22 protein-coding genes and 1 tRNA gene are annotated in these 22801 nt (G+C 68.0%); 7 read left to right on the top strand and 16 right to left on the bottom strand.

Translation table 11 applies throughout. From position 1 onward, the window contains the following. Position 1 precedes the first annotated feature (1 nt). Together D0C15_RS12885 and D0C15_RS12890 are read right to left on the bottom strand one after the other, a co-directional pair. Positions 2-469 (bottom strand): PPOX class F420-dependent oxidoreductase, encoded by a 468-nt coding sequence (locus D0C15_RS12885; RefSeq protein ID WP_116044543.1) that lies wholly within the window; start codon positions 467-469, stop codon positions 2-4. Positions 470-575: 106 nt separating this feature from the next. Continuing rightward, positions 576-2270 carry a BCCT family transporter gene (locus D0C15_RS12890; protein WP_116044546.1) on the bottom strand — a complete coding sequence of 565 codons (1695 nt, stop codon included), beginning with the start codon at positions 2268-2270 and terminating at the stop codon, positions 576-578. A 185-nt stretch (positions 2271-2455) separates the two neighbouring features. On the opposite strand from D0C15_RS12890, the gene D0C15_RS12895 reads away from it, so the two are divergent. The 3 genes from D0C15_RS12895 to D0C15_RS12905 all read left to right on the top strand — a co-directional run bounded on the left by D0C15_RS12895 (position 2456) and on the right by D0C15_RS12905 (position 5367). After that, positions 2456-3268, top strand: coding sequence for a CPBP family intramembrane glutamic endopeptidase (locus D0C15_RS12895; RefSeq protein WP_116044676.1), 813 nt, complete (start codon positions 2456-2458; stop codon positions 3266-3268). Between the two features lie 141 nt (positions 3269-3409). Continuing rightward, positions 3410-4642: an arginine deiminase gene (locus tag D0C15_RS12900; RefSeq protein ID WP_116044547.1), complete on the top strand. Its 1233-nt coding sequence runs from the start codon at positions 3410-3412 to the stop codon at positions 4640-4642. A 173-nt stretch (positions 4643-4815) separates the two neighbouring features. After that, positions 4816-5367 carry a ferritin gene (locus D0C15_RS12905; RefSeq protein ID WP_162830063.1) on the top strand — a complete coding sequence of 184 codons (552 nt, stop codon included), beginning with the start codon at positions 4816-4818 and terminating at the stop codon, positions 5365-5367. Between the two features lie 79 nt (positions 5368-5446). On the opposite strand, the gene D0C15_RS12910 is transcribed toward D0C15_RS12905, so the two are convergent. The 4 genes from D0C15_RS12910 to D0C15_RS12925 form a co-directional block, all read right to left on the bottom strand. Then, positions 5447-6274: a hypothetical protein gene (locus D0C15_RS12910; protein ID WP_116044551.1), complete on the bottom strand. Its 828-nt coding sequence runs from the start codon at positions 6272-6274 to the stop codon at positions 5447-5449. Further along, positions 6271-6777, bottom strand: a complete 507-nt coding sequence (locus tag D0C15_RS12915; RefSeq protein ID WP_116044553.1) for a SigE family RNA polymerase sigma factor — start codon at positions 6775-6777, stop codon at positions 6271-6273. Before D0C15_RS12915 ends, D0C15_RS12910 begins: the two co-directional genes overlap by 4 nt. A 211-nt stretch (positions 6778-6988) precedes the next feature. Further along, positions 6989-7342: a DUF952 domain-containing protein gene (locus D0C15_RS12920; RefSeq protein WP_116044555.1), complete on the bottom strand. Its 354-nt coding sequence runs from the start codon at positions 7340-7342 to the stop codon at positions 6989-6991. A gap of 11 nt (positions 7343-7353) precedes the next feature. After that, positions 7354-8235 (bottom strand): DUF5926 family protein, encoded by an 882-nt coding sequence (locus D0C15_RS12925; RefSeq protein ID WP_116044557.1) that lies wholly within the window; start codon positions 8233-8235, stop codon positions 7354-7356. A gap of 167 nt (positions 8236-8402) precedes the next feature. On the opposite strand from D0C15_RS12925, the gene D0C15_RS12930 reads away from it, so the two are divergent. Further along, a complete protein-coding gene (locus D0C15_RS12930) occupies positions 8403-9566 on the top strand; it encodes a cytochrome P450 (protein WP_116044559.1) in 1164 nt (387 codons plus the stop codon). Here the strand turns inward: D0C15_RS12930 and D0C15_RS12935 are convergent, their stop codons facing one another. The 7 genes from D0C15_RS12935 to D0C15_RS12965 all read right to left on the bottom strand — a co-directional run bounded on the left by D0C15_RS12935 (position 9567) and on the right by D0C15_RS12965 (position 17028). Further along, positions 9567-10448 carry a DUF4328 domain-containing protein gene (locus tag D0C15_RS12935; RefSeq protein ID WP_425455383.1) on the bottom strand — a complete coding sequence of 294 codons (882 nt, stop codon included), beginning with the start codon at positions 10446-10448 and terminating at the stop codon, positions 9567-9569. It lies immediately after the preceding gene. Between the two features lie 188 nt (positions 10449-10636). Further along, positions 10637-10963 (bottom strand): rhodanese-like domain-containing protein, encoded by a 327-nt coding sequence (locus D0C15_RS12940; protein WP_170161338.1) that lies wholly within the window; start codon positions 10961-10963, stop codon positions 10637-10639. A 300-nt stretch (positions 10964-11263) separates the two neighbouring features. Then, positions 11264-13012, bottom strand: a complete 1749-nt coding sequence (locus D0C15_RS12945) for a sodium/solute symporter (RefSeq protein WP_116044680.1) — start codon at positions 13010-13012, stop codon at positions 11264-11266. Positions 13013-13102: 90 nt separating this feature from the next. Beyond that, positions 13103-13594, bottom strand: coding sequence for a 6TM ABC transporter family protein (locus D0C15_RS12950; protein WP_116044563.1), 492 nt, complete (start codon positions 13592-13594; stop codon positions 13103-13105). Positions 13595-13695: 101 nt separating this feature from the next. After that, the gene (locus D0C15_RS12955) at positions 13696-14526 is read right to left on the bottom strand and encodes a LytR/AlgR family response regulator transcription factor (protein WP_116044565.1); all 831 of its coding nucleotides are present in this window, start codon (positions 14524-14526) and stop codon (positions 13696-13698) included. Positions 14527-14602: 76 nt separating this feature from the next. Further along, entirely contained in the window at positions 14603-15439 is an 837-nt protein-coding gene (locus D0C15_RS12960; RefSeq protein ID WP_116044567.1) for a S49 family peptidase, read from the bottom strand. 299 nt (positions 15440-15738) lie between these two features. Continuing rightward, positions 15739-17028, bottom strand: a complete 1290-nt coding sequence (locus tag D0C15_RS12965) for a sensor histidine kinase (protein WP_116044682.1) — start codon at positions 17026-17028, stop codon at positions 15739-15741. 126 nt (positions 17029-17154) lie between these two features. Between D0C15_RS12965 and D0C15_RS12970 the strand changes: the two genes are divergently transcribed. Then, positions 17155-18285 carry a serine hydrolase domain-containing protein gene (locus tag D0C15_RS12970; RefSeq protein WP_245975735.1) on the top strand — a complete coding sequence of 377 codons (1131 nt, stop codon included), beginning with the start codon at positions 17155-17157 and terminating at the stop codon, positions 18283-18285. 21 nt (positions 18286-18306) lie between these two features. Here the strand turns inward: D0C15_RS12970 and D0C15_RS12975 are convergent, their stop codons facing one another. The 3 genes from D0C15_RS12975 to D0C15_RS12985 all read right to left on the bottom strand — a co-directional run bounded on the left by D0C15_RS12975 (position 18307) and on the right by D0C15_RS12985 (position 21578). Continuing rightward, on the bottom strand, positions 18307-19161 hold the full coding sequence (locus D0C15_RS12975) for an Fpg/Nei family DNA glycosylase (protein ID WP_116044572.1): 855 nt from the start codon (positions 19159-19161) through the stop codon (positions 18307-18309). A 3-nt stretch (positions 19162-19164) separates the two neighbouring features. Next, positions 19165-19605, bottom strand: a complete 441-nt coding sequence (locus D0C15_RS12980; RefSeq protein WP_116044574.1) for a DUF983 domain-containing protein — start codon at positions 19603-19605, stop codon at positions 19165-19167. Between the two features lie 158 nt (positions 19606-19763). Next, complete coding sequence (locus D0C15_RS12985; RefSeq protein WP_245975736.1) at positions 19764-21578, bottom strand: sigma-70 family RNA polymerase sigma factor; 1815 nt, start codon at positions 21576-21578, stop codon at positions 19764-19766. Between the two features lie 181 nt (positions 21579-21759). Here D0C15_RS12985 and D0C15_RS12990 point away from each other — a divergent pair. Further along, positions 21760-21832: transfer RNA gene (locus D0C15_RS12990), tRNA-Gly, on the top strand. 302 nt (positions 21833-22134) lie between these two features. Next, on the top strand, positions 22135-22740 hold the full coding sequence (locus D0C15_RS12995) for a lytic polysaccharide monooxygenase auxiliary activity family 9 protein (protein WP_116044576.1): 606 nt from the start codon (positions 22135-22137) through the stop codon (positions 22738-22740). The last annotated feature ends 61 nt before the right edge of the window (positions 22741-22801 follow it).

Consider the following 22801-nt stretch of genomic DNA (forward strand, 5'->3'; position numbering starts at 1 on the left):
CTCAGACCAGTTCGGGCGGGAAACCGCCGGTGGCGATCGGACCCCAGCTCTCGATGCGCACCCGCAGCAGACTCTTGCCCTGCCTGCGCATCGCCTCGCGGTACTCGTCCCAGTCCGGGTGCTCACCCGAGATACTGCGGAAGTACTCGACCAGCGGTTCCACGGCCTCGGGCAGATCCAGCACCTCCGCGACGCCTTCCAACTGCACCCAGGGACCGTTCCACTCGTCGGAGAGCACGCAGAGCGCCACACGGGGTTCACGGCGGGCGTTGCGGACCTTGGCCCGCATCGGATAGGTCGCGATCACGATGCGTCCCTCGGAGTCGACCCCATTGGTAACCGGCGAGAGCTGGGGCCTGCCGTCGGCCCGGCTGGTGGACAGGATCGACCGGTGCCGGTCGCGAAGGAACTCGAGCAGTTCGGCCCGGCCGACCCGGTCGGTGGTCGCGATATTCGGAGTCTGTGCCATGGCCCGAGCGTAATTCCTCGCCGGACTACCGGCCCGAACGCAAAAAGCCCCGGGTGCGCTCCGAATTCGAAACGCGCCCGGGGCCCTGCAGGCCGGATGGCGAAGATCAGGTCTTCGTCTTGGCCTTGGTCGTGCTCCCGTCGTCGACGGAATCGCCGTTCGGTTCGACCAGCCCGTCCTCGATCAGGCTCTGCGAGACGTGCTCGGTGAGTTCATCGCGCTGCAGCCTGCGTTGGATGCGGAGCATGACCGCGCGTTCGGCGCTGAACTGTTTCCAGGTCGCCACACACATACCCAGCATCACCACACTGAACGGCAACGCGATGATGATCGCGGCGATCTGCAACGCGCTGAGCCCGCCCGCGAGCAGCAGCGCGATGGCCACCAGTCCCTCGGCCGCCGCCCAGAACACGCGGCTCCACCTGGGTGGCTCCGGGTCGCCACCGGAGGCGAGCATGTCCACCACCAGCGAACCGGAGTCCGACGAGGTGACGAAGAACAGCACGATCAGGATGATCGCGCCGATCACGACCACCGAGCCGCCGGGCAGCCCGTCCAGCAGGCCGAACAGCGAGCCGTTCGTGTCCACGCTGCCGTCCGCGCCGACCAGGCCACCGCCACCGAAGAGCTCCCGGTACAGCGCCGTTCCGCCGAAGACCGTGAACCAGATGAAGGTGATGGTGGTGGGAACCAGCAGCACGCCCGCGACGAACTCGCGGACCGTACGCCCGCGGGAAATACGGGCGATGAAGACGCCGACGAAGGGCGCCCAGGAGATCCACCAGCCCCAATAGAAGGTGGCCCAGCTGCCCTGCCAGTCCTGACCTTCCGAACCCTGCAGTGCCGTGGTGTCGAAGCTCAGGCGGAACAGGTTCTGGAAGTACAGCCCGACCGACTGCACGGACTCCCGGAAGATGTACAGGGTCGGACCCGCGATCAACACGAACAGCATCAGCGCGCCGGCGAGCACCATGTTGGTGTTCGACAGCCACTTGATGCCCTTCTTCAGACCGGTGACCACCGAGACGATCGCCAGCGTGGTGATGCCGCCGATCAGGATGATGTAGGTCCAGTTACCCGGGTTGCTGACGAGACCGATGAAGTCGAGGCCGGAGGCGATCTGCAACACGCCGAGACCGAGCGAGGTCGCCACACCGAAGAGCGTGCCGACGATCGCGGCGATGTCGATCACGTCACCGATCCAGCCCTTGACCCGGCTACCGAGCAACGGCTCGAGGGCCCAGCGAATGGAGACCGGCCGGTTCTTCCGGTGGATCGCGTAGGCGACGGCGAGGCCGACCACCACGTAGATCGCCCAGGGGTGCAGGCCCCAGTGCAGGAACGTCTGTACCAGCGACTGCTGGGCCAGCTCGGCTTGCGTGCCTTCGACACCCGGCTTCGGACTGGCGAAATGGTTCAGTGGCTCCGCCACTCCCCAGAACACCAGGCCGATACCCATTCCGGCCGCGAACAGCATCGCGAACCAGGACGTGAGCTTGAACTCCGGTTCCTCGTCCTTCGGCGCGAGTTTGATGTCACCGAAGTGACCGAGCCCCATCCAGAGCGCGAAGACCACGAACCCGGAGACGATCAGCGTGTAGTACCAGCCGAAGGTACCGATGATCGAGTCCTGAACGGCGTTGATCGCGTCGCCCATGGTGTCCGGAAAGATCACCGTGAACAGCACGAACACCGCGATAATTACCGCAGAGGGCCAGAAGACCCTCGGCGCGATCGTTTCGTGCCACTTCTTTTTCGGACCTGGAGGAGCCGCGGCCCCTGGATCCGATGTTGTCGCCACGAGAAAGTCCTCCCTTTCGCTGCGATCCGCTCCCCCACGGATCTGTGTGGCTACGTTCTTACGTTCGCCGTGGAACCCTAAACCCTGGCAGTAACGTTTTGACCAACCATCATCCTCCAAATCGGCGTCGATTGCCCCATCTAGCCACCTGACCAGGGCTTCTGGTGCTGGGATACCGTGCGGCGGTGTTCAACACAACCCGCCGCTGGCTGAACCCGCCGCGTCCTGCGGAGCCGGTCCCGCTGACCGATCCGGCGCAGCGACGCGGCGTGCTCATCGAGGTCATTCTCGTCTTCTCGATCACTCTGGGACTGTCCGGTGTGCGCAGTCTGCTTTCCCTTGTGGACTCTCTGTTACGTCCCGAACCGTTGGCCGAGCAACGGGTCGCCATCAATGTGCCGCAGGCCACCGCTGACCTGATCGATCTGCTCAAGCAACTGCTCAGCGCGACGCAGCTCGTCGGCTGGGGAGCCCTAGGGGTGTACCTGCTGTGGCGCGGCGGGATGCGACTCGCCGAGATCGGACTGGACCGCGGGCACCCTCGGCGGGATCTGCTGTGGGGCGTCGGCCTCAGCGCTCTCATCGGACTTCCCGGCCTCGCGCTGTACCTCATCGGGTGGCAGCTGGGGATCAATCTGACGGTACAACCGTCCACACTGGACGAGACGTGGTGGCGGCCGATAACGCTCACCCTGTCCGCATTCGGCAACTCCTTCGCCGAGGAGATGCTGGTGGTGGGTTACCTACTCACCCGGCTCCGGCAGCTCGGTGTGCGGGAGAACTCCGCTCTGCTGATCTCCGCCGTGCTGCGCGGTTCCTATCATCTGTACCAAGGCTTCGGCGGGTTCGTCGGAAACCTCGTGATGGGTCTGATCTTCGGCCGGCTCTGGCAGCGCACCAACAGGATCTGGCCGCTCGTCGTGGCACACACCCTGCTCGACATCGTCGCGTTCGTCGGGTACGCCCTGCTTCGTGGCCGGGTGAGCTGGCTCCCGTGAACGTGACGCCCAGCGCAACGAATCGCGCTTGAGGCGTTCAATTCCGTCGAAACTCGTGGCGCCGCGTCGTCGTCCGATACGCCGCCACGCGGTCTCGTTTCGTCACCCGCGTACCACTCGCCGAATCATTACGCTGGCGCCGTGACTTCCAACAGCTCTCAGGAACCGAAGCCCCGCGTGGACTCCGAGGTCGGCCCGTTGCGCACTGTGCTGCTGCACCGGCCGGGCAACGAACTCAAACGCCTCACCCCACGCAACAACGACCAGCTGCTGTTCGACTCGATCCCCTGGGTGGACCGGGCACAGCAGGAGCACGACGCCTTCGCCGACGTGCTCGGCAACCGGGGTGTCGAGGTCCTGCTGCTGGCCGAGGTGCTGCGTGGCGCGCTCGACGATCCGCGAGCGCACGCGGCGGGCGTGCACGCCGCGGTGGACAGCAAGCGGCTGGGCACGGATCTGGCCGATTCGCTACGTGCACACCTCGGGAAGGTGGATTCGGCGACGCTGGCCGAGGTGCTGATGTCCGGCGCGACCTTCGAGGAGCTGCCTGCCGCGGAGACTCCCTCGCTGGTCCGCAAAATGCATCACCCGCACGACTTCGCGGTAGCGCCGCTGCCGAACCTGCTGTTCACCCGTGACTCCTCGGTGTGGATCGGCGACAGGGCCGCCATCTCCTCGCTTGCCATGCCCGCACGGGAGCGGGAAACGGCGTTGCTCGACCTCATCTACGCCTACCATCCGCGGTTCCAGGGCAGCGGTCGCGCGTACGGGGCGCACTCGGCACCCATCGAGGGCGGGGATGTGCTGTTGCTGGCACCCGGCGTGCTCGCCGTCGGCGTGGGCGAGCGCACGAGTGCGGCAGGGGCGGAGTCCCTGGCCCGTTCGGTGTTCACCGACGGCATCGCCCACACCGTGCTGGTCGTGCCGATCGCGCAGAGCAGAGCGACGATGCACCTGGACACCGTCTGCACGATGGTCGACAAGGACGCGGTGGTGATGTATCCGCTGGCCCGGGAGTCGCTGGTGGCGTACACGCTGCGGCCCGACGAGCACGCGGGCAAGGAATCGGTTCGCGTGGACGGTCCCGCACCGTTCCTCTCGGCCGCGGCCGAGGCGATGGGCATCGACCGGCTGCGGGTCATCGACACCGGCCTCGACCCGGTGACCGCGGAACGCGAGCAATGGGACGACGGCAACAACACTCTCGCGCTGGCGCCGGGTGTGGTGGTCGGTTACGAACGCAATGTGGAGACGAACGCGCGGCTCGAAGACGCCGGCATCGAGGTGGTGCGAATCGCCGGCTCGGAACTCGGCTCGGGGCGCGGCGGCCCGCGCTGCATGTCCTGCCCGGTAACGCGAGACCCGATTCGATAAGAATAAGGGAGGCTAACCTAATAACCACCGGAAAGAGTTAATGAATGTCTTTCGGTTATTAGGATAGCCTAAACATAATTAGTTTTACCTTCGCTCACAAAGGATACACTAATAGGGGTCACGTCACTAGATTCGACTGGAATTCTGCCACCGATTTCCCTTATATTTGGAGCATGGCCCTCACGAAGAAGCAACCGCGTTCCAAGTTCTACGAGCTACTGCAGGGGCAGGTGCACAACGAGTTCAACGCCTCCCAGCAGTACATCGCGCTGGCCGTTTGGTTCGACAACGAGGACCTCCCCCAGCTCGCGAAGCACTTCTACAAGCAGGCAAAAGAAGAGCGCAACCACGCCATGGCACTCGTCCAGTACATGATGGACACCGACCACCACGTGGAGATTCCGGGCACTGGAGAGGTCCGCAACGACTTCTCTGACGTCGCCGAACTCGTTCAGCTCGCCCTCGACCAGGAGAAGGAGGTCGCCGCGGATATCAAAACCCTCGCCAAGGCGGCCCGCGCCGAGGACGACTACCAGGGTGAGCAGTTCATGCAGTGGTTCCTCAAGGAGCAGGTCGAGGAAGTCGCACAGATGGACTCGCTGCTCAAGATCGTCCGGCGCTCGAACGGCAACCTGTTCGACGTCGAGGCATTTCTGCACCGCGAGTCCGTCGGTGACGGCGGCGAAGACCCGACCATGCCCCCGGTCGCGGGCGGCACGATCTGAGAACGGCTCCCGCCATACCGTCAGGGCCACCTCGCCGCGTTCCCACGTGCCGGGGTGGCCTTGATCGTGTGCGCTGAGCTCAGCAGGGGACGTCGGGCGCGATCAGCTGTAGCGAGTCCACCTGCTCGTCGGCCACGTAGAACACATAACTACCGCCGCCACCGGTCGGCGTCGAGTAGGTGGCCGAGCCGGACTCGGCTTCCGGGTAGGCCTGCTGCACCTGGTCCAGAGAGGATCCCGCGCCGATCCCCTCCGGCGTTCGCGCACCCGAGGCACTGAAGGTCACGATTCCCCGTTCGGCCGAGACCACGACCTCCCGCACCGCCGAGTCGCCCTCGGTCAGCTCGTAGATCCCGCAGCCCTCCGGCGGGGGCGGTGTTTCCTTGCCCGCGGCCAACTCTCCGGTCGCTGTGGCGTCGGAGAACGACATCCCCAGCTTGAGCCCGCGATAGCCGTCCGGGCCGAGTACCGGCGACTGAAGCGCCTCGCTGCTCGGCTCCGACGATGGAACGACCTGCTCGGTGACCGAATCTTTCGCCTCCGCGGTGGCATCGGTGCGGGGCTCGTCCTGCACTTCGGGGGGCGGGACGGGGGTAAAGCTCGGTGAGGTGAACTCGGGGGGCGCGATGGCGGGCGAGCCGGACTCGATGGCCAGCGCAGTGCCGGTGCCGGCCGGTGACGCGTCCTCAGCTGGGGGCCGGTTGTTGAGCAGTACCGCACCGGCCACCAGCGCGACGACGGCAGCAGCACCGCCGCCACCGGTGAGCGCGGCGCGCCGCCTGCGTACCCGCCGCGCGCCGGAAACGATCGACGCGCGAGCGTCGGGCGTCGGGTGCAGGTCCAGCCGGCCGTCGGCGAACAGCGTGCGGAGTTCGTCGCCGAGCGGGTCTTCGGCGTTCTCGCTCATGGTTCCCTCCCTCCTGGCTCGTCGGCAGCCGTCAGCTTGGTCCGCAACGAGGCGACCGCCTTACTCGCCTGGCTCTTCACGGTTCCCGTGCTGATACCGAGCGAATCGGCGATTTCCGCCTCGGACAGTCCTTCGTAATAACGCAGCACGATGACCGCACGTTGCCTCGGCGGGAGTGCGCGTAACGCCTGCCACAACGGTTCGTGCTCGAACGGGTCCGCAGGAGTGACCGATCGGGACTCCGGAACGTCCGCGACCAGGCTTTCCCGGCGCAGCCGGCGCCAGCGGCTGATGTGGGCGTTGGCCATTGACCGGCGGATGTAGGCGAGCGGGTCCCCCGTCTTGCGTTGCACATGGGTCCAGCGCGAACCGATCTTCTCCAGCACGGTCTGCACGAGGTCGGCGGCGTCGTGCGGATTGCCGGTCAGTGCGTGCCCGTATCGCAGCAACCCCGGAAGGCTGGCCTCAACGAACTCGCCGAAGTCCGTGAGTTCGCCGTGCACCGCCTGTCCTCTCTCTCGGCGCGCAGTGTTCTACACACAGTGTCGCCTATGCAGATGAGGGTGATCACGCGACGCACGTCAGGGACGCGCACGCATCTCCACCGCTTGTCGACCCATTCGCGAGTAGCCGCTGTGGCGGAAAGCAATCCACCGAAAGCTCCTCATCATCGAACGATAAGGAGCTGATCGCGGTCACGGTAACGCGGACCGGTCAACCGAGCGCCAGCGCCTCCGGCAATCGGAAGGAACCGTCGGTATCGGGTGGGAACGGATGCGCCGCGACGACCGCGGCACGCGGCAGCGGCCCGTAGACGTGCGGGAACCAGGGCATGCCCGGCGCGGGTGGGTCGGCAGGCTCCCAACGCACCTCGGCGTCGACCAAAGCGGGGTCGACCTCCAGCAGCAGCAGGTCGGTTCGGCCCGCGTAGAGCCGGTTCGCGGGCAGGTGCACGGTCCCGCGCTCCGAACAGTGGATGAAGCCTGCGTCATCCAGCGAGGCCGTGCGGTACTCGCCGCCGGCGGGAACGGCGGCCCATTCGCCTCGCGGGCAGATGTGCAGGATCATCGCGTCCGGATTCAGCGCAGGGTGAGCTGGCGGCCGACCAGACCGTCGCGCGCCCGGCGCTCAGTGGCATTGAGCGGCTCGCTGTCCAGCGACTTCACCGCCGCGGTCAACCGCTCCCCGAGCCGACCGGCCGGCTCCTCCCACTCCCTGGCGTGCGCCTCGGGGTCGAGGTCCCACACCGGGACCAGCAGGCCGTGTGCGCGGAAGGACCCGGCGTAGCGAGACCCTTCGCCGAGGCCGATCTCGCCCGCGGCCGACAACCGGGCCAGCGCCTGGAGCAGCACGTTCTCCTGCTCCGGCCAGACCCAGCGCAGGTGCGCCTTGTCCCCGGCCTCCACCCAGTAGGCGGCGGGCCCGATCCGCTCGGTGGGCATGATCGCGGCGTTGGCGCGTTCCAGGGACATGGCGATGTCACCGGTCGCATCCGCGTCCTCCGGCAACCACCAGGAGAAGTCCTTGTGCAGGGTGATGTCGAGCTCGGCCTCGGGCACCAGCAGGTCCTGCAGGCGCTCTCCCTGCTCCGGCGGGCTGGTGGTGTCCGGCACGGAGAGAACGTCGCCCTCCTTGGCCTCCAGCGCCCAGCGCAGGGAACGGCCGAGGTCACGACTGATGTCGGAGGACCGGGTCTGCACCTGCATGCCGACGAAGATCTCCCCGTCAGTACGCACGAAACCCGCCGCGGCCATCGGCAGCACGGTCGCCAGCGTCACCGTCCTGTCCGGACTGTCCTTGAGTGACAGCCGGGCGGTGGCGGACGGGACGAACTCGCGCAGCGCGATCAGCTCGGGCTCGGCCGCGAGCCCCTCGAACGGCCGCCCGACGAACACATCGCGCACCTTCGGCTTCCGCGTCGAGTCCTTCTTGGGACCCTTCTTGCGCGCACCCTTGCCCATGTCGCCTCCTTGCTGACGTCCCGGCAGACGCTACCTAACGCGCGGAGGGATCCCGGCCTGCGGGTGCACCAGCCAGCTCGGCGAGCACAAGATCAGCGGCCGCCGGTCCGCTGGCAGCGACAAGCGCACACTGGTCCACGGAATCGGGCCGCGGCTACAGTCACCGGATGTTCGACCCCCGCGATCCCGAGTTTCTCACCGACCCGTATCCGGCGTTCGCCGCACTGCGAGCCGAGGGCGAGGTGCACCACCACGACGGACTCGGACTGGCCGTCGCGGTCTCCCACGGCGCGGCTTCGGCAGTACTTCGGCATCGCGGTCTCGGCCGGATCTGGACCGACGCCACGCCAGCCGACCGGTTCGTCTCGTTCAATCTGCTGCACCGCAACTCGCTGCTGGAGAACGAGCCGCCCGCACACACCCGGCTGCGCAAGTTGGTGTCCTCGGCCTTCGCCCGTGGGCACGTGGAACGGCTGCGACCAACCGTGGAGGCACTGGCCGAGGGCATGGTCGGCATGCTCGTCGAGCACATCGCCGCGGACGGGCAGGCCGACCTGCTCGAGCACTTGGCCGCGCCGTTGCCGGTCGAGGTGATCGCGGAACTGCTGGACGTGCCGCCCGCCGATCGTCCGCTGCTGGTCCCGTGGTCCAACGCCATCGTGAAGATGTACGAGTACGGGCTGCCCGAGGACCAGCGCGATGCCGCCGAGCGAGCCGCGGGCGAGTTCGCGGGCTACCTGCGGGACCTGGCCGGAAGCAGGGCCCGCCAGCCGGGCGAGGACCTGGTGAGTCACCTGGTGGCGAGCGAACTCACTGGTGACGAGGTCGTGGCGACGGCGGTGCTGCTGCTGATGGCGGGCCATGAGGCGACCGTGAACGTCATCGGCAATGGTGTGGCCGCCCTGCTGACCCACCGTGCGCAGTGGGATCGCCTGGTGGCCGATCCCGGCCTGCTGCCCACCGCGACGGAGGAGCTCATCCGCTTCGACTCGCCGCTACAGCTGTTCGAGCGCACGGCCACGAAGGACGTCGAGATCGCGGGTTGCCGTGTCGGCGAGGGCGAGAAGATCGCAGCCCTGCTCGGTGCCGCCGCCCGTGACCCCGAGGTGTTCGCCGATCCCGACACCCTCGACGTCGGTCGCACGCCCAACCCGCACCTCGGCTTCGGTGGCGGCATCCACTACTGCGTCGGCGCTCCACTGGCCCGCATCGAGATCGCCGCGGCGCTGGGCGCGTTGACCCGCCGCCTGCCCGGACTGGGACTCGCAGCCGAACCCGAGCGCAGGGCCGAGTTCGTCATCCGCGGGCTGCGCACCCTCCCGGTCGCCTGACTACCGCGTGGCCGTGACGGGCCGCTCCTGGCGTACCGGTTCGGGAGCGCCGCTGACGCTCAGCACGCGTGGGCGCTGCCGAGGCGACAACGCGCCGATCGGCGCCAGCAGGCGGGTGAAACGGCCGACGACCAGGGCGGTCAGCACGGTCAGCAGCACAGCTGAGAGATCGACGACGGCGTTCAGCAGAACCCCGTCCGCCTGCGCCTGCACCCCGTCTCTTGTCCGCCATAAGACCATCAGCAGCAGTAGCAGTCCGTTGCCGACCCAAGCGCCCCACCAGGTCAGGACCAGCCGGGACGGGCGGGGGCGCTCGGCGACCGGCTTGCGCAGCACCGCGTGTTCCAGTTCGGCGAGGATCGGGCCAGCCAGCACCAGGTTGGGGCCGGGCGCGATCGTCCCGACGAACACCTGCCAGGACGGCCGGGCAGGCGCGGCGCCGGACTCCTCGGCGGCCGCTGTGCGCGCGACGAACAGCCACCACACGGTCCCGGCGAACCCGAACGCGGCCATCACGAACGTCAGCATCGACGCGATCAGCACGAGCACGTCCGACATGGCCACGACGTCGCTGCTCAGCGCCGAGTTCCTGCTCTGTACCAACAGGACGTAGCGCCACACTTCGGCGCAGGCGGCGATCAGGGCGAGCGCGGCCAGGATCCACAGCACGGCGCTCACGTTCCTGGCGATGAGCACCAGCCGTTGCATCGGCTGTGGTCCGCCGGACGCGGTACCCGGCACGGCGGTCGGCGACCGCCACACCAGGTTGGGAAAGCCCCAGCGCGGGATCACGGGGTAGCGGGGCGGGCCGGTGTACGGCTGCGAACGTGCCGGTCTCGGCCGCGGAGCCGCCCCAGGGGGCACCGTCGCCACCCAGCGCACCCTGGCCCGGGGGCGATGGGTCCGCTGAGGCGCGGGTTGTGGTGCCGGATACGCGACCGGCTGCGGCCGTGCCCCGTACGGCACGGCACCACCGCCCTGCCCCGGGGGCGGCATGGGTGGGTACTGCGGGTGGCCCGGTTGCACGGTCAGGACCTGTCTCTGCGAACGCGCGTGGGGACCGGCACGGCCTACAGCACCTCTGGGTCCGCGCCCTCGTGGTCGCTGACCAGCGGCCGGCCCTCGGTATGCCAGGACTTCATGCCGCCTGCGACGTTGACCGCGTCCCAGCCGTTCGCGTTGAGCCAGGCGGCGGCCTGCGCGGAGCGTCCACCGGTCCGGCAGACGACGTAGAGGGGCTGGTCCTCGGGCAGCGTCGCCAGCTCGTCGAGCCGGGCGGGCAGGTCCCCGAGGGGAATGTGCACGGCTTCGGGAGCGTGCCCGGCGGCCCACTCGTCGTGCTCACGCACGTCGAGCAGTGAGAAGCGGTCCGCGGGCAGTTCGGTCACGGAGGCCATGGGCACGTCGGAAAGGTTCACCACGCCCCCATCGTCGCACGTACATCCGTGTCCCGCGCGTAAAACCCCACCCAGTGCCCGGGTAACCCCGAGCGCGCCCCTCACCAGGTTGGAGCGTCTGCAAGTACGCCCAAGCAAGATCGACAACGCCGCTAACTACCTCCAACCCGGTTACGTCGTCGTCCAGGTTGGGGGTAGTTATGGCACAAGTGGATCTTGCTTGGTGGTACTTGCAGACACACCATCCCTGGACCGGTGGGGGCTGGGCGGGGTGACTTCGCGCTTTCCCGGGAAAGCGCGTTACTTGCGGTGGCGGCCCTTGCCTAGGCGTACGCGTTCCTCGGCTTTGCCGAAGCGGGCGATGGCGCGGTCGCGCATGAATCCGAGTGGGTCGGGTGCGTGTAACTGCAGCATCACCAGGTTCAGATCGTCCGGCCTGCTCCGCGCGGTGCCGAGGCTGACCACGACGGTGATCAGGAACGCGGCGGGCACGGTGAACAACGCGGGCTGCTCCAGGAACCACGGCGCCCATCCGCCGGTGTAGTTACTGACGGCGTTCAACCCGAGCGCGGCGACCACCAGACCGCCACCGGTGCAGATCCCGGCCATGGCACCTGCCCAGGTGAGCTTGCGCCACCAGATGCCGAGCACCAGCAACGGACAGAACGTGGAGGCGGCCAGCGCGAACGACATACCGACGCTCAACGAGAGGTCCGTTGGCTCCAGCGTGATGGCGACACCCCAGGCGATCAACGCGACCAGCACCGCGGCCAGCCGGAAATCGCGGACACGGCCCTTGCGCAGCACGTCGGTGGAGACGACGCCCGCGACGCTCACCAGCAGCCCGGACGAGGTGGCGAGGAACGCCGCGAACGCACCTGCAGCGGTGATCGCACCGAGCACCTGCCCGCCGATACCCGGCAGGATGACCGAGGGCAGCAGCAGTACCGCGGCGTCCGTCCGCTCGGTCATCAGCAGCCGCGGGACGTACATTCGCGACAGTGCTCCGAGGATGGTCGGAAACAGGTAGAACAGCCCGAGCAGCAGGAGTACGTGCACCGTGGTCCGCCGAGCGGCCTTGCCGTCGGGGTTGGTGTAGAACCGCACAAGCACATGCGGCAGGCCCATCGTGCCGAGGAAGGTCGCGAGGATCAACGAGTAGGTACTGAGCAGTCCCTGCGTCCCGCCGGAACTCGGCCGCAGCCAGCTCGAGTTGTCCGCGGTGGCCGCCTGCACCACCGGCACCGGTGCGCCTGCCGGAAAACGCAGTGATGTGCCCGCTTCGACCTCGTACTCGTACCCAGGAACCCACACCATCTGGTTGGCCGCCTCGGCCGGTGTCCATACCGGGGTTTCCGACCTGACCTGCAGCGAGACGTCGGTCTTCACCGCCACCGTCGTCTCCTCGGGGAAGTTCGGGGCGTCCGGAGAACCGAGGGATCCGGCCGACTCCCCCGCACCGCCGGCGATGAAGACCGCACTCAGCACGAAGGCGGGCACCGCGATCGCGAACAGCTTCAGCCAGTACTGGAAGGCCTGCACGACGGTGATCGCCCGCATGCCACCACCGATCACGTTGACACCCACGATCAACGTGACCACCGAAGCCCCGAGCCAGGCCGGGGCCGAAGGCATCAGTGTGGTCATCGCAAGCCCGGCGCCCTGCAGCTGCGGCACCATGTAGAGAACACCGATACCCGCGACGAACCAGGTGGAGACGGTGCGCAGCCGCTGGGATCCCAGCCGGGCCTCGAGGAAGTCGGGCAACGTGTACGCGCCGGAGCGCCGCAGCGGAGCGGCCACGAACAACATCAGCGCGAGGTAGCCCGCCGTGAAGCCGATCGGGTACCAGAGGGCGTCGGCTCCCTCCTTGAGGATGATGCCGGCCACACCGAGGAAGGACGCGGCGGAGAGATACTCGCCGGAGATGGCTGCCGCGTTGCGGCGGGAGCGCACGGTACGGCGGGCGACGAGGAAGTCGTGCGTGGTGTTGGCGAAGCGGGACGAGCGGTGACCGAGGTAGAAGGTCATCGCGGCGACCAGCGCCATGCTGACCAACGCCCACACGTTCAACTACGTCCTCGCTAGCCCGGGCCGGACCGGTCCGCGGGAACACCCGCTTCCGGCCGGGTCCCGGAGTCAGTTTTCGATCATGTCGACGAAATCGCGCTCGTAGCGCTCGGCGAGCCGGTTGTACCACAGCCCGACGCCGAACAGCAGGGGAAACGGCGCGACCCCGAGCAACAGCCACGAGACCGGAACCCCGATGAACGTGACTCCGGCGAGTGTCGGCGAGAAATAGAACGCCAGCGGCAGCGAACCCAGCCCCCCGAGCACGAGCACGGCGAGCCAGAGCGAGGCGCGCAGCTGCACCTTGACCAGATCCTTGATCAGCAACTCGCCCCAGCTGGTCTGCTCCTCGAGCTCCACCCGTGCGCGCAGGGTGTGCGACTGCTGGCGCGGGTCGGCGAGGACGACCTTCTTCCGGCGCACCTTCGGCGGCGGCTCCGGCTCGCTGGGGACGGCGGGGATCTGCTCCGTCGGCGGCTCCGGCAGTCTGCTCAGGTTCTTGCCCAGCGTCGGGTCGGGCTCACGCACGCCACCGACGTCGCGGTAGATGTCCTCGCTCATGCCTCTTGCCTCACTCGCCGGCGGGCCGCACCTCGCTCAATGCCGTACCCGACTCGCACACGGTGCCGGTCGCTCATGAGTGGACCTGGGCGCGCATCGGGCTAGCCGCCCCGGGAGGAACCGACCAGTTTGTCCTTCAGTTCTCGCGTGTGCCGCCTGCTCACCGGGAGCACCTTCTCCTCGTTGCCGATCACCACCTGGTAGCCGCCCTGGCCCATACGGAGTTCGGTGATCAGCGACAACGCCACCAGGAAGGAGCGGTGGATGCGGACGAACCCGGCCATCTCCCAGCGTTCCTCCAGTTGGGCGAGCGGGATCCGCACCAGGTGACTGCCCTCCGTGGTGTAGAGGCGGGCGTAGTCGCCCTGCGCCTCCACCCAGCGGACCGACGACCGCGGGATCAGCTTGGTGGTCCCGGCCAGTTCGACCGGGATCACCTCCTCGTCGGCCCGGGGCGACTCGCCACCCTGGGCGAGTTCCCGTACCGGCGTGGCCTGCATCTTCTGCAGCACCCGGCCGACGGCCTTGTCCAGCCGATCCTGCCTGCACGGCTTGAGGACGTAGTCCACCGCGCCGAGGTCGAACGCGTTGACCGCCTCTTCCGCGTGACCGGTGACGAACACCAGCACCGGGGCGGGGTTGAGCGACGCGAACACGCGCGACATCTCCATCCCGGACAGTCCGGGCATGTCGAGGTCGGCGAAGACGGCGTCGACCGGAGGAAGGCCGCGTTCCTTGCGGAAGCGGATCTCCTCGTCCCCGGTGCCGAGCAGGCGCAGCGCCTCCGAGGCATCCACCGCCGGGATGACCCGCCCGATATGCGGGTTCTCGTCCAGGCAGTGCTTGAGCTGGTTCAGCCCCGGAAGCTCGTCGTCCACGGCGAGGACCAACAGCTTTTGGGTGTCATCATGAGCACTCACAGTGACAAGCATCCTGCCGGGTACGAGCCGCAATGTCCACACCGCGAGCGGGCGAACCGGCGCCGTGGCCGGGGACAGGAAGTAACCACTAGAGGCCGAACCGCGCCCAGGTCGCCTTGGTCTCCACCGCTTCGAGCAGCGCCGCGGCAGGCGCGCCCACTCCCAGCTTGGCGAGCAGGGGCTTCTTCGGCTCGGCGACCGTGATCGTCGCGTCCGGGTACCGCTGGGCCAGCACTTCACGAAGATTGCCGACACCGTCGATCAGGCCCAGCTCGGCCGCCTTCGCGCCCAGCCAGACATCGCCGGTGAACAGGTCCTCGCCTTCGACCAGGCGCTCACCCCTGCGCTCCTTGACCCAGTCGACGAACAGATCGTGCAGCTGGGTGTGCAGCTTGCCGAGCCACTCGACGTCCTCCGGCTTCTCCGGGCTGAACGGGTCGAGCCGCGACTTGTTCTCCCCCGCCGTGTGCAGCCTGCGCTCGATACCGAACCGCTCCAGCAGCCCGGTGAAGCCGAATCCGCCGCTGATCACGCCGATCGACCCGACGAGGGATGTGCGGTGGGCGAAGATCTCGTCCGCGGCGCAGGCCAGCCAGTAGCCGCCCGATGCGGCGACGTCCTCGGCGAAGGCGAGGACCGGAACACCCCGCTTGTCGGCAAGCTGCCGGATGCGCTCGGCGACGAGACCGGACTGTGTTGGCGCCCCGCCCGGGGAGTTGATCTGCAGGGCGACGGCCTGTAGCCGGTCATGATCGAACGCCCTGGTCAACGCGGACTCGACCGCGGCGAGGTTGATCGAGCCACGTCCCAGTGGAGACTGCTGCGGGGTGATCACCCCGTGCAGTTTCACCACGGCGACGACGTCGCGGTCACGGTGCTCGGCGAGCTTGGGAATCCGGGATGCCAGTAGGTCCGTCACGCTCATGGAACCAGCGTACTGGGAGTTCCGTACTACCCGAGTGAGTCGCGCTTTCCCGGGAAAGCGCGGTAGGTGCACACGCGTGGTATCGCGCTTTCCCGGGAAAGTGCGAGGTCGGCGAAGGCGAGTTGCGCCGCTCGGGGTGCGTTTCAGGATGTCCCCAATGTGGCATTGGGGGCGCTGAGTGTCCCCAATGTGGCATTGGGGTACTCCACGGGCTGGAAGGTGCCGGGACGAGCGTGCGCGCTTTCCCGGGACGGTAGGTGCACACGCGAGGTACCGCGCTTTCCCGGGAAAGTGCGAGGTCAGGTCAGGCGGCCCGCGACCGCTCCACGGCCGGTCTGCTGCGGAACCGCGGGCTCCTGCTCCTCGGCATCCGCCTGCGCGGCCAGCGCCAGCATGTCCGGGCGTACTCCGCGAACGAACTTGGGCACCCGCATCGTGACCTTCATGCCCGCGCCAGGAGCGGTCTCCACCATCAGTGCGTACTCACCGGCGAACACCTGCCGCATCCGCCGGTTGATCCCGCTGAGCCCGATGTGTGCACTGCTCTTCGAGTCGCGCATGTCGTCGAGCAGGTCCGGATCCATACCGACGCCGTCGTCCTCGACGCTGATCAACGCCTCGGCGCCGTAGTCCTGCGCGGTCACGGTGACCGTGCCGCCACCCGGTTTCTTGGCGAGACCGTGCTTGACGGCGTTCTCCACCAGCGGCTGGATCAGCAGGAACGGCACCACGACCGACAGCACCTCGGGCGCGATCTTGAGCCGGACGTTCAGCCTGCCCGCGAACCGCGCGCTCTCGATGGTCAGGTACCGGTCGATGTTGCGCAGCTCGTCCGACAGGGTGGTGAACATGCCGTCGCTACGGAAGCAGTACCTGGTGAAGTCGGCGAACTCCTGCAGCAGCTCGCGCGCCTCCTCGGGATCGGTGCGGATCAGCGAGGAGATGGTGTTCAGCGCGTTGTAGACGAAGTGCGGGGAGATCTGCGCCCGCAGCGCCTTGATCTCGGCGTTCTGCAGCTGGTGCCGGGACTCCTCCAGCCGGGCGAGTTCGAAGTGGGTGCAGACGAACTGCGCGACGGCGTCGGCCATCTGCACGAGCCGCTTGCCCCTGGTCCGGCCGACGACGATCAGCGTGGCCTCGGTTTTGTCCTCGACCACCAGCGGCACGATCACGGCCGTGCGCATCCGGCAGGTGCCGCGGTGGTTGCACGGCATCTTGTCGTGCGGCACGACCTCGCGGCGATGCTTGCGGATCGTCGTGCCGATCGCGTCCACCAGGTCCACGTAGTGGTCGTTGGCCTCGCCGTCCCAGGACAGCAGCGTGCCCTCGGCGTCGGTGATGCCCACCGCGACACACTTGAGCAGTTCCAGCAGGCGGGTGGTGATCCGGTCGGCCGCGACCTGGTCGAGCCCCTGCCGAAGGTCCGGGGTGGCCTTGGACATGAGGTACACGGCCTCGAGCACCGCATCATCGACGAAACTGCTCGGCCGCCGCGATTTGATCAGCAGCACGGCCATGACAACGACCGCCAGCGTCGCGACACCCCAGGGGATGATTTGCGCGATAGGCAGCCCGGTCACGGCGTCAATGCTCTGCGCTGTAGCGGTCACGTGCAAGGTCTATCGCAAAGTTCTGCTGCCGGTGGGGCTGACCCCACCGTGAACGGTCGTGCTCGCACCGTGGTCAAACCGAGCATGAACGTCGAGGCTGAGCGGATGAATCGACGCGGAAATCGACGCAGCATGCTCGCCGCCGTGGTCACGACTGTGGCGATTCTCGCCATGGCGAGCACCCCGGCCTTCGCCGGCCATCGGCAGGACGCGGTCCGGGCGGCCGCGCAGGAGTTGGTGCGGCAGGGCTTTCCCGCTGTCGTGGTCTACGTCAGGGACGGCACACGTGAACGCAGGGTGGCGGCGGGCAAGGCCGACATGGCCACTGGCGAGCCGGCCACCGCACAGCACCGCTTTCGGATCGCCAGCAACACCAAGGCATTCACCGCCACCGTGGTGCTGCAACTCGTCGGCGAGGGACGGCTGTCGCTGTCGGACACGCTCGCGGATGTGCTGCCCGGCGTGGTGCGAGGCGGTGGCTACGAGCCGGAACGGATCACCGTGCGGCAACTGCTCGAGCATTCCAGCGGAATCCACGATCCGCTCGATCCGCACTTCTTCGACCCTTACCTCGTCGACCAGGACCGGGGGCATGTGTATCCGCCGCGAGAGGTGATCCGGCGTTCGCTGGTCGATCCGCCTTCGTTCCCACCCGGAGCGAAGACCGGCTACTCCAACACCGGCTACCTGCTGCTGGGGCTGATCATCGAGCGGGTCACCGGCAACGCCGCGGACTGGGAGATCCGCGACCGGATCCTGCGCCCACTGCACCTGAACCGGACCACCTTCCCGCTCATCGACCCGTACATCCACGGCAGGCACCTGCACGGCTACGACCTGACCGGGCAGGACATGTCCGTCTTCAGCCCGTCCTACGACTGGACAGCGGGCGCCATGATGTCCACTGTGGATGATCTCGCCGACTTCCACCGCGCGTTGTTCGGTGGCAGGCTGCTGGCGCCGCGAGAGCAGCGCCTGCTCCGCGAGGCGGGTCCGGACGGTCACCACGCGCTCGGCGTGGAAACCGGGCCACTGCGGTGTCCCGGCAGACAGCGGACGATCTGGGGGAACACGGGCGCGGGGCCGGGCTACCTCAGCGTCTCGATGACGACGGCGGACGGGACCCGGCAGGTGGTGCTGGTGGCGACGACGTTCGACCTGGCGGCCGAACTGCGCGACGAGCCGACCGTGCCCGCCAGCCCGATGCCCGCCGTTGTCGCTGGGCTCTGTTCGTGAGCCGCCCAGTTCGTGAGCCGCCTACTTGAGCAGCCGGGACAGCCGCCGGTCGGCGAGCGGCTTACCGCCGGTCTGACAGGTCGCGCAGTACTGGAACGCCTTGTCGGCGAACGAGATCTCCCTGACGGTGTCCCCGCAGACCGGGCACGGCAGCCCCGCCCTGCCGTGGACCCGCAGGCCGGAGCGCTTCTCGCCCTTGAGCCGAGCGGCATCCTGACCGACCGACCGCTCGACTGCGCTGGTGAGCACCGACTCCATGGCCTCGGCCAGCCGGTCGAGCGCCTCCGCGGGGAGCTTGCCTGCCGTCGCGTACGGCGACAGCTTCGCCGTGTGCATGATCTCGTCGGAGTAGGCGTTGCCGATACCGGCCAGCGCGGACTGGTCGGTGAGCACGGTCTTGAGCCGCGAGGTGCGGCCGGCGAACAGTTGCTCCAGCCCGGTCCGATCCAGTGAGAGCGCGTCGGGGCCGAGCCGGGCGATACTGGGCACTTCGGCCGGATCGCGCACGATCCACACAGCGAGGCCCTTCTTCGTGCCCGCCTCCGTGAGGTCGAAACCGGCACCGCCGAGGTGCACGCGCAGCGCGAGTGGCCCACGACCCGGCTTAGGCGGCACCGGGGACAACGCGTCCGACCAGCGCAGCCAGCCCGCCCTGGCCAGGTGCACGATCAGGTGCAGGTCGTCATCGACGACGAGGTCGAGGTGTTTACCGTGCCGGGCCGCGCCGGTTACCGGCTTGCCGTGCAACTCCGTCCACTGTGGCGTGACGGTCTTCAGCACGGCGAGCGAGGCGATGTCGATCCGGGTCACCGTACGCCCGACAGCATGCTCACGCAGGTGGTGCGCCAGCGCCTCGACCTCGGGTAACTCCGGCATGACTCACTCCACGGGGTGCAGCGGACCCTCGAAGTCCGGTAGATCGTGCCGCTGAATCGACTTTGCGATCTTGTTGACCTCACCGCGCACGCCGAAAACGCCGCGCACGGTCCCTACCCAGCGCTCGGACGGACGGTCCCCTTCCGGGTCACCCTCCGTCTCGGCCACGACCGTCCACGGACGGCGCAGGATCCAGCGCAGCGGGAAGAACAGCGCGAGCACCAGCAGTGCCAGTGGTATCCAGCTGGGCACGATGACGTCCTCGGGCATCCAGATGATCAGGACGAGCGCCAGGATCAGGGTCACGACCATCATCGCGACTCCCGGCGCGTAGCTCGCCGCGACATCGTGCTCGAAATCATCCGCTGTGGCAGGCCTGCGCCACTCCATCTGGGCACGGACCTCCCAGGCCCGGCCGTCCGAACCCTGTACCAGCCGGGTCATCGTCTCCTCCTGGAACGGGTGTGCGCTCTGATCTCGCCTCACTCGCCGACGGGGCTGCACCACGCTCACTGCCCTAACCGATCGACCGCGGTGCCGGTCGCATGACTCGCCTCAACATTACCGTGATCAACAGTCGGCGCGCGACGCCAGAACGGGCGTTACTCGTCCAGCCCAGCGTCGTCAGCTCGCGTGTCACCGTCTGCGACGAAGCCATGGATCACGATGATCCGAATGATGGGGTGTCGCGCCTGTTCACCGGAGTCCCGGGACGTATCCGCGGACTCCAGGTCACTGCGTGCCTGCCCATCGGAGGAACTTTCCCCGTCGTCCCGAGCGGTACCGGAGTCCGTTGTGGTGTCAGAGTCCCTTGGGGTGTCACCCGAGCGCTCGATCGTGTCGCGAGGCCGGGGCTTGTCGTGTGCGCTGGTTTCGTCGGTCGCCCGCGCGCCGCCGCCCGGTTGTCCGGTGGTCTTCTCGCTCGGGGTGATCGGGATGGTCGGGGTGACCGGATTGGTCGACGTGTCGGACGGCCCCGTCGATGGCTCACCGGATCCGCTGCTCGTGGTGTCCAGTACGGTGGTGTCCTGCGTGCTCTCGTCCGGCTTGTCGATACGCGGCTCGGAGTCCGAGGTCTCGCGGTCCTCCGGTGCGCTGCTGGTACCGGGTAGCTCGTGACCGCCGATCACGGTCCGGTCCGGCTCGGCCTTGCCAGGAAGCTCCAGTTGCCGCGGAGCCTCGTACTCGTTCGCCCGCTGCTGCCCGGGGGCTTCCGGGGGATCCTGCTGTTCTGTCCTTGACGGCCCAGGCACCACGGGCACTCGCCAGCCGGTCCCCGCTACCTCCGAGGTCCGCGGGATCGGCGTTGCTGTCGACGGTGCGATGCTCAACTCCGCGGTACCGCCGCCGGGAAGCCCGATCGTCTGGGTCGGGCCGTTGTCGACAACCGGGCCGACGGCAACTCCGAACGCGCCAGCCGCCGCCGTCGAGGCCAGCGCGAGGCCGATCTTGGCCTTCGCACCGACGGCCATGGCGAACCCGCCCGCTGTGCCCGAACCGAGAGAGCCGACAGAGCCAACAGCACCCGCAGCGCCTGCGGAGCCCGCGGCACCAGCCGTCGAGAGCGAGGAGCCGATGGAGCCCAACGAACTCATCCCCGCACCCGCCCCCGAACCGAAGGCCAGGGCGGATGCGGGCACCAGCAGCGCCACCACACCTGCGTGCGCACGCAGTGTCGAGCAGACGTCGCGCAGCTCGTCATGGGTGGAACGACAGGTGGGGCAGATGATCAAGTGTGCGCGGATCTTGCGTGCCTCGGCGCCGGTGACGCTGCCCGCGGTGTAGCCGCCGAGCTTTTCCATCACCGTCCGGCAGCCGTCGGAACTGCGGTGCACGGCGAGATGGGCCTGCAGGTAGGCGGCGCGCAGCCCGAGCCGGGCGCGGCGGGCCAGCGCGGCGGTCGCGTTCGGACTGAGACCGAAGTGCGGGGCGACCACGGCGGGTTGCTCACCCTCGACCTCCGTCTGCCACAGCACCGAGCGCCAGCGCTCGGGCAGGCTGGAGAAGGCACGGGAGATGAGGTTGTGCTCCGCGGCCCTGGCCTGTGAGTCCGCCCCCGCGCCCGCCCTTGTGGTGAGTTCGTCGTCGCTGACCGGAACGTCGCGACGAGCGCCGTGCCACTCCCAGCAGACCCGGCGAGCGACGGTCAGCAGGTAGGCGCGCACGTTGTCCCTCGGACCGGAGCCGCGGCGCAGTGCCTGAAGTACCCGGAAGAACGTCTCCGCGGTGATGTCCTCGGCCTCGGAACGGTCCGACGCCATCCCCAGCGCAAGGCGGCGGACGGCCACCGCGTGCAGCTCGAACAGCTCGCCGAAAGCCGCGTCATCGCCCTCACGCAGGCGCTGCAGCAGCGCAGGCTCGTCGGCCGCCGAGGGCGCTGCGCGCATGTCGTCCCGGCGCGGATTCGACACCGTCATCCAGCCAGGCACCCCCTCCGGGTCCGTAACCCTTTCGGTTGAATGTTGACACCATACGGAGCGAAGCGGCCGTCGTCACCCCTTGTACGCCCGCCGTAACAAGAGTCCCACCGACCGGGTGGCTCGCAAGGACTGAAAGCGACCTGTATAGACTGTGCCCCGCACCGGCGAACGGTGCAGTGCGGACGTAGCGCAGCTGGTAGCGCATCACCTTGCCAAGGTGAGGGTCGCGGGTTCGAGTCCCGTCGTCCGCTCTCAGCAGTCCCGGCAGGTCGGCAGGCCGAACGAGCGCCGAACCCGCCCCGCGGTGCCGCGAGAGCGAGCCGCTTCCCCAGATAGCACCTCTCGATTTCTTGTCCGTTTTCTGTCCGCCCGGCGCGGTGGTTGCCAGGAACGCAACAGCCGCGGGCGTCATACACCGGGTTATACCCCGTTCGGGGTAGAGCGTGAACCCGAATTGCCGTATCCCTGCTACATCAGTTGTAGGCCGCTCAGTGGTCTACACCAATCTCGCAGTAGCTGACACTCAGCGGTACCCCCTGCGAGAGGAGTAACAATGCTCGGGAAGCGAATCCGGCGGGCATTCGGCATCGGCGTACTCGGCCTGGTGCCCCTGATCCTGCCGCTGGCCTTCGCCGGTGTGGCGAACGCGCACGGCTACACGAACAACCCACCCAGCCGCTCCTACCACTGCAAACTCGGCAACGTCAGCGACTGTGGAGCAATCCAGTGGGAGCCACAGAGCGTCGAGGGCCCGAAGGGGTTCCCCAGCCGGGGTCCGAGTGACGGCGAACTCTGCTCGGCCAACAACAGCCGCTTCGCCCAGTTGGACGACCAGAGCAAGGCGTGGCCGAAAACCAATCTGACCAGTGGCCAGCGGTTCGAGTTCGTCTGGACCCTCACCGCGGCGCATGCGACGACGAAGTTCCACTACTACGTAACCAAGGACGGCTGGAACCCGAACCAACCGCTGACCCGGTCCCAGTTGGAGCTGGAACCGTTCCTCACAGTCCCGTTCAACGGCCAGCGTCCGCCCTTCACCGTCCGGCACAGCGGCACACTGCCGGCAGGCAAGTCGGGCCACCACATGATCTACGCCGTGTGGGACGTCGCGGACACCACGAACGCGTTCTACTCCTGCAGCGACATCAACTTCCGCTGACGGATCGGTCCGCCGCCGTCACGGCCACCCGCTCGAGGTGGCCGTGACGGCGTTGTCCTGC

Origin of the sequence: Amycolatopsis palatopharyngis, assembly GCF_003385185.1 — a bacterium.
Classification (GTDB): domain Bacteria; phylum Actinomycetota; class Actinomycetes; order Mycobacteriales; family Pseudonocardiaceae; genus Amycolatopsis; species Amycolatopsis palatopharyngis.